The organism is Pseudomonas sp. H3(2019) (genome assembly GCF_007713465.1).
Lineage (GTDB): Bacteria > Pseudomonadota > Gammaproteobacteria > Pseudomonadales > Pseudomonadaceae > Aquipseudomonas.
This window is the reverse complement of the sequence record NZ_VMSG01000046.1, coordinates 1-3,425: the sequence shown is the minus strand read 5'-3', so window position 1 is coordinate 3,425 and position 3,425 is coordinate 1. Positions and strand designations below refer to the sequence as shown.

Sequence of the window (3,425 nt, the reverse complement as noted above, 5' to 3'; positions counted from 1 at the left end):
GTGGCATCAATTTAACGGGGAGTTGGTGTCCGGTTTTGAAGGGGCAAGTCCACTTGGGAGGAAGAAGATATTTTCCAACCACAGATAATCTTAGACCCCGAAGAGATAGACTTGCTGGTACCAGTGCTGATCATCGATTCTAAGGAGACTTGAGTTATGAGCGACCTCAGTCATGTGAAAGCCGACTTAAGGCACCTAATCGAGTTGCCGGCAGAACAACGGATCAAGATTTGCCGCCATGATATTTGGATCGATACTCCTCGTCTGAAGCCTTTGATGAATTGCTTGAATCACATGATCTATACGGAAAACCAGATACAGGCGTCAAGCATATTCATCTATGGCGAAGGTGGCGATGGGAAGTCGGCCTTGTTTCACCGTCTTCAGGATCTGGGTCACCTGTCAGGGAAAAAAATGGTATTCATCACCCTGACTGAAAATATTAACAGGTACAAATTGCACGATGCGATTTGCGAGCAGTTTCATGTACACATCGGCAAGAGAACAACCGCTGCAAACAGAATCGATATCATACTTAAGAAAATCGAAGCGGGGGAAATTGGAGCGATCGTTATAGACGAGCTGTCAGATGCGATGCTTGAGGGGAATATCAACAAGAAAGTGATTTTATCGCTACTGCGCAGCCTTGCGGAAGGAAAGCTCAAGTTGTGCGTTATTGCTTTCGGTAACTCAGTAGCTCTCGAAGCGATCGCGCTTGATCGAGTTCTGGATCGGCGGTTTGTGCAATGGGAACTCCAAAAGTGGAAAAAAGATCAAGACTTTGTAAACTTCATTGCCACTTATGAAACGCATCTCCCGCTTAAGCTTGCATCTAATGTCGCATCTCCTAAGCTGAGGTCGCTTATTTACTCAAATTCACATGGTATTCTGGATAACATCGTGAAGATCCTCAAGTGTACCGCGATGGATGCTATCGAACAGGGAGCTGAGCGCATTCACCAAGATCAATTTAGCAACATCAATTCCCTCGCGGCAAAGTACGGCTTCAAAATCCACAATCCCGGAAAGCCTAAACAGAAATGATCATACTCTCGCCCTCACAGTATGCCACCGCCAACGATGTCTTGGCTGCGTTGACGCGTGAGGGTTCATTTTGCCTTGTCTCATCCGAGCCAGGCTTCGGCTTACCGACCTGCATCGCATATGTCAGATCGCGCCTGGCTAAGCCCATATTTACCATAGCAGATCACCCTGAACTTTCCGGGCTAGATCTTCTTGGTCAGCTCTATCATCAGCTACATATTGATGTGGAGTTTCAAGGGAAAAATGAAATACCTAAATTTGTGGTCGAGATTGTTACCTTGAGAGAGGTTTCGACGATATTTATCGATCACATTGACATATTTCTCGGCAATGAAAGCGCGAGGCGTCGTACTATCCAACAGATAAGGTCCATACTGATTGCGCTCCCATTAGTCAACATAGTAGTTTCTGGTCTGCATTCAGACATGTCGGCGATGCTTGATCTCCAGAGCTGCTCACTACACTTCGCTCAGACTTTCAGCTTGAAGGGCTTTCGAGATTTTAATGAATACCAAATTTTTTTTGAATCGATCCTTGCTGGATACCCACTTACGGAGTTTGCAAACGTATCCCTGGAAGTCCTTTACCACCAAACCAAAGGAAATCTCGGCGATACAATTCTGCGACTGTTCCACCCGGTGTACCTGTATAAAGGTAAAAGTAGATGACGGTCTGCATCGATTGCTTACCGATCGAGGGAGAACTTCTATCGTGCTGGCTTTACAGGCAGAGTAGGGTTTCTAGATACACGCCGCTTGGGCGTGAGGAACTCAGCCAAATGTGGTTGGCCTCGGCCCCGGCTGCTGATTTCGATCCGGACTTCTCGCTGAACTCCAGATTCGCGAATGCGGCGTGTGAGGCCGTACACATGAGTCCTGAACTCAGGGCAAATCTTATTCAGCCGCCTAGCAATTGGCTAATACCGCGCTTTTACAGGCGCACGTTTTGCTATCAGTGTTTGACTGAACAAGTTCGTGTGTGCGAACTTCCTACTTCGCTAAACTATTGGTGCGCCGTGGGTACAGTGATTTGCGCACGTCATAATATGCCTTTGATCGATGCTGCAGAGGTGTTCGGGCCTAAGCTGAGCATGGCCATGAGATTTTTCCAGATGCAGGTTGTACATAAAGAAAGGTATCTTTCAGCGTCCCGGTTTCAAGATGGAGTGCGCTCTATCAAGTCCTTGCAGTCGGTACAGGACATGCTCAAAAACTTTGAGATGAAGGCTATTCAGGGCGAGCTGGGCAACAACGCTCACGAGTCCTGGGAATGGGATTTCTCGAAATTCCTGATCTGCTTGATGCTCTATCCAAGGTTTGGCCTCATCAATCGTTACATGCGTAACGACGCTGCTTATCTTCAACTTCCGATGTTTCAACAGACGTTCACTCTCGGCCCTTTGATAGCCAGTATCGCTCACCGAAGGGTCGCGCTACTTATACTCGGCTGGCTTTACGAGGTCTTGCCAGCGGATGAGTCGAACGTGATTGAGGCTCTGTTGGACGCAATAGGCCGCGCGATTGGATTTGCTGATGCCAATGGTTTGGGCTCATCGTGCAATGGTTTCTCGCCAGAACATGCTGCAGTCATTGCACGCCGACTTGTGCAATGGCATCCATTAATAGCCTCCAGCAGGGCTCAACAATTCATCGAGGGATTCACTGCCTCCACTGGAAAGTGAAGTGCGGATGACCTGCTGTCTGCGAATCGATATATGGGGCGAGGACAGGTCGCATGGATACTAAGTTTTGCTTGCTAACCGAAATCTCACTACCTTTGGGCCCTATCTGCCTAGACTGCTTACATGGCGATGCCTGGATATGGGTTGATTTCCTGGTAGCCATGCCACGCGTACGCGTTCTCCAATACTCGATACGTCAGAGCACAGAACGGGGGGCTCCTACATCAGCTCTTTGCACAGGCCTGGGGGGAGGGCACTCGCTAAGCGTAAAAAATCGTCGAATCAATTTTTCCTGTACAACATTATACTCACCATGGCCAGTGGGGAAGGAACTAAATAATGCCCGTGATTTTTGTGATCTATTTTTATCCAGATTCTTTCAGTGGTCTGCAGAGATCTGTAGCAACCGTTCTGATGTTTTCAAGAGTTCTTTAACTTTAATCGTTGAGCAAGCTGAAACAACTATCGCATCTATGCAAGGGATCATCTTGTGTCCATCGCTGCTGTCCAATAGTAAGTCGTCGAATAGCCCTAGATGATATCCACTGAGTCTCAGGATGCAGTAGGCGCCAAAACGCGGCGCTGCTTAAGGCCCGCGTCAGCGAGAAACTCCGGTTTCCCTGCATACCTGACCCTCCATTCAATCGTAAGCGCTCCATGAACTCCACATTCAAAGTCATCACCTGATCCTCGATGCTGT

3 protein-coding genes are annotated in these 3,425 nt (G+C 48.0%); all 3 read left to right on the top strand.

Annotated features, from left to right (window positions below):
- Positions 1-156 precede the first annotated feature (156 nt).
- The 3 genes from FPT12_RS27520 to FPT12_RS27510 all read left to right on the top strand — a co-directional run bounded on the left by FPT12_RS27520 (position 157) and on the right by FPT12_RS27510 (position 2,725).
- Complete coding sequence (locus FPT12_RS27520) at positions 157-1,044, top strand: TniB family NTP-binding protein (RefSeq protein WP_145022769.1); 888 nt, start codon at positions 157-159, stop codon at positions 1,042-1,044.
- Positions 1,041-1,712 carry a hypothetical protein gene (locus FPT12_RS27515; protein ID WP_145022766.1) on the top strand — a complete coding sequence of 224 codons (672 nt, stop codon included), beginning with the start codon at positions 1,041-1,043 and terminating at the stop codon, positions 1,710-1,712. Before FPT12_RS27520 ends, FPT12_RS27515 begins: the two co-directional genes overlap by 4 nt.
- A gap of 110 nt (positions 1,713-1,822) precedes the next feature.
- A complete protein-coding gene (locus tag FPT12_RS27510) occupies positions 1,823-2,725 on the top strand; it encodes a hypothetical protein (protein WP_145022763.1) in 903 nt (300 codons plus the stop codon).
- Positions 2,726-3,425: the final 700 nt, after the last annotated feature.